The 3,342-nt window shown below is 56.8% G+C and carries 3 protein-coding genes and 1 pseudogene; 3 read left to right on the top strand and 1 reads right to left on the bottom strand.

From position 1 onward, the window contains the following. A partial coding sequence (locus tag VSS37_RS04410; protein ID WP_324693475.1) for a hypothetical protein occupies positions 1–270 on the top strand: 270 nt, incomplete at its 5' end. An 85-nt stretch (positions 271–355) separates the two neighbouring features. Here the strand turns inward: VSS37_RS04410 and ilvA are convergent. Continuing rightward, a pseudogene (ilvA, locus tag VSS37_RS04415) lies at positions 356–1,873 on the bottom strand (threonine ammonia-lyase, biosynthetic); the annotation flags it as partial. Positions 1,874–1,960: 87 nt separating this feature from the next. Here ilvA and rpiA point away from each other — a divergent pair. Together rpiA and VSS37_RS04425 are read left to right on the top strand one after the other, a co-directional pair. Beyond that, entirely contained in the window at positions 1,961–2,617 is a 657-nt protein-coding gene (gene rpiA, locus VSS37_RS04420) for a ribose-5-phosphate isomerase RpiA (protein ID WP_324693477.1), read from the top strand. Further along, the gene (locus VSS37_RS04425) at positions 2,618–3,208 is read left to right on the top strand and encodes a lipoprotein intramolecular transacylase Lit (protein WP_324693478.1); all 591 of its coding nucleotides are present in this window, start codon (positions 2,618–2,620) and stop codon (positions 3,206–3,208) included. Positions 3,209–3,342 lie beyond the last annotated feature (134 nt).

Here is a 3,342-nt window from a genome sequence, read left to right on the forward strand (position 1 = left end):
ATTAATCTATCTGGTCAGAATCCCTATCAATTAGGCTCGCTTGGTTCTGGTGCGACATGGGAGGGGCCTTTAAATCCATCTCCATACGGTGATGATGGTAAAGAATTTTTTTCTGTCACGCCTTCGGGGCATCTAGCATTGTATGGAACCAGTTATTACGGTGGAGGTGCAGTTTCTGGCCTATACGCTGGCATGGCTGACCCAACAAGTAAAATTAATGCTGTAGTGAGTATCATAATGCAATTATTACTTGAAGATGAGGATCAATAAATACCAGAAAACCTTCCTACTCTTGCTGCAAACAGGTGGTGCTTTGGGATATTGGGCGTCATATTGATCAATGAAGGGAGAAAATTTACCCCAGAAACCGCTGATACGCCGGGTTTTCCGTTTCGTCCCAGTAGTCATACCCCAGCTTGTCGAGGAACTGGCAAAACTCGCTGCGTTCCGCTGGCGGCACCTGTATCCCCACCAAAACGCGCCCGAAGTCTGAGCCGTGGTTGCGGTAATGGAACAGGCTGATGTTCCACCCGGCGCTCATGCTGGTGAGGAAATGCAGCAACGCACCGGGGCGTTCCGGGAACATGAAACGGTACAGCACTTCGTTTTCCGCGCCATTGGCATGCCCGCCCACCATATAGCGCAGGTGAATCTTGGCGACTTCGTTATCGGTCAGATCCGTCACTTGGTAGCCCTTGGCGACCAGATCCTTCAGCATCGCCCCGCGTTCCTGCTTGCCGCCAGCGGTTTTGACGCCTGCGAAAACTTGGGCGTCACGCGCGTCGGCGTAGCGGTAGTTGAATTCGGTGATCGGGCGGTTGCTGATGGCGTGGCAGAATTCGCGGAAACTGCCGGGGCGCTCCGGGATGGTGACGGCCAGCAATGCCTCGCGGCCTTCGCCGAGTTCGGCGCGTTCGGCCACATGGCGTAGGCGGTCGAAATTGATGTTGGCGCCGCTGGCGACCGCGATCAGGTGTTTGCCTTGCAGCTTGTTCTGGGTGACGTATTTTTTCAGCCCGGCGATGGAAAGCGCGCCCGCTGGCTCCAGCAGGGTGCGGGTGTCTTCGAACACATCCTTGATGGCGGCGCAGGTTTCATCCGTGCTGACCAGAATGATTTCATCGACAATGTTTTTGGCAATCTCGAAGGTTTGTTCCCCGATCAGCTTGACGGCGGCACCGTCGGCGAAATTGCCGACCTGGGCCAATTGGGTGCGCTTGCCTGCTTGCATGGAGGTGTGGAGGGTTGGGGCTTCCTCATGCTCCACGCCGATGATCTTGATGTCGGGGTAGAGGTATTTGAGGTAGCTGCCGACCCCGGCGATCAGGCCGCCGCCGCCAACACACAGGAACACCGCTTCAATCGGGCCGGAGTGCTGGCGCAACAATTCCATGCCGATGGTGCCTTGTCCGGCGATCACATCCAGATCGTCGAAGGGGTGCACGAAGGTCATGTGCTGTTCGCGTTCCAGCTCGCGGGCGTGGGCGTAGGCTTCGTCGTAGGAACTGCCATGCAATACCGCTGTGCCGCCGAAGGACTGCACCGCTTTCACCTTGATTTCAGGCGTGGTTTTAGGCATGACGATGGTGGTTTTGATGCCCAGTTTGGAACCGGCCAGCGCCACGCCTTGCGCATGGTTGCCTGCGGAGGCGGCCACCACGCCATGGGCGCGTTCTTCTGGCGTCAGGGAAAACATCTTGTTGAAGGCACCGCGCAGTTTGAAGGAAAACACCGGTTGCAGGTCTTCGCGCTTGAGGAAGACGGCATTGTCGAGCCGGGCGCTCAGGTTGCGGGCATGCTCCAGCGGCGTTTCAATGGCAACGTCATAGACGCGCGCGGTCAGGATGCGTTTGATCAGGGATTTGCTCATGGGATTCTTGGGTAGCCGTGCTTTACGTGCAGGCTAGTATATTGCAAACTCGGCCACGATAACCAATTTTGAACACCACAGGATAGCATTATGACTCAGGACGAAATGAAAAAAGCGGCGGCGGAGGCCGCGCTCGCGTATGTGGAGGCAGGCATGGTCGTCGGTATTGGCACCGGCTCCACCGCCAACCACTTCATCGACCTGCTGGCAGGCATGAAAGGTAAAATCGACGGTACGGTCGCCAGTTCCGTTGCCAGCGCCAAACGCCTGCAAGGTCACGGTATCCGCGTGCTCGACCTGAACGAGGCTGGGCAGTTGTCGTTGTACGTGGATGGGGCGGATGAATCCAACGAACGCCTGCATCTGGTCAAGGGCGGCGGCGGCGCGTTGACCCGCGAAAAGATCGTGGCGGGTGCCAGCGAGAAATTCGTTTGCATCGCTGATGACTCCAAACTGGTGAAGGTGCTGGGCAAATTCCCGCTGCCGGTCGAAGTGATCCCGATGGCGCAGGCGCTGGTGGCGCGGGAAATGGTCAAACTGGGTGGGAATCCCGTGCTGCGTGAAGGTTTCACCACCGACAATGGCAATATCATCCTCGATATTCTGGGTATGGAAATCATCGACCCGGTGGCGTTGGAAAACCGCATCAACCAGATTCCGGGGGTCGTCACCAATGGCTTGTTTGCGGTTCGCCCCGCCGATGTGCTGATCCTGGGAGGCGCGGACGGCATCCGGACGCTGGGTTAAATGGGTGCTGCGGTGGCGCGTCGGCTACTGACCTGGATGGCGGGCATCAGTCTGGTGCTCGCCATTTTTTTGGGGGTATGGGTGGTTTTGCTGCATGTTTATCCCTGGTTGCCGGAAGCCAGCCCTCAGCGGCAGGCCATTGTCGCCTACCTATTGCGGGGAATGGGCAATGATTTGCCGGATTTGCCGTTCCTGAATCCTGGTGAGGCATTCCATTTGCTGGATGTGCGGCAGTTGTTCGCCCGTCTGGATCAGCTGTCCGCTGTCGTGTTGCTCAGTTGCCTATCGCTGCTGTATGCGCAGAAGCGGTTCGCCGGTGGAAGGGTCATGCTGCGGGCTGGCTATCTGGGGCTGGCGTTTATTCTTCTGCCGCTGGCGCTGATGCTGGCAGGGGGATTTGTGCCGTTGTTCATCGTGCTGCACACCTTGTTGTTTCCGCCGAATACCTGGGTGTTTCCGGATGACAGCATCCTGGTCCAACTGTTTCCGCTGGATTATTTTTTCCGTTTCGGGCTGGCGTATGTGGGGACGTTGGCTGCCATTTTCATTGCCTTGGTGGTGTGGGGGCATACCCGTAAGCCTTCTGCCTGACATCATCGGCAGCGGAATTTCCCATGCCGTGATAGTGGAAGTTTTGCTCTACCTGTCTAAATTTTCCCAAAAATGTGAGGGGTGTCACACTCATGGGTGAATTTATCTTGAAACCCGTGGTCATGATTGTATGA

The organism is Candidatus Thiothrix phosphatis, from assembly GCF_035668035.1.
GTDB classification, from domain to species: domain Bacteria; phylum Pseudomonadota; class Gammaproteobacteria; order Thiotrichales; family Thiotrichaceae; genus Thiothrix; species Thiothrix phosphatis.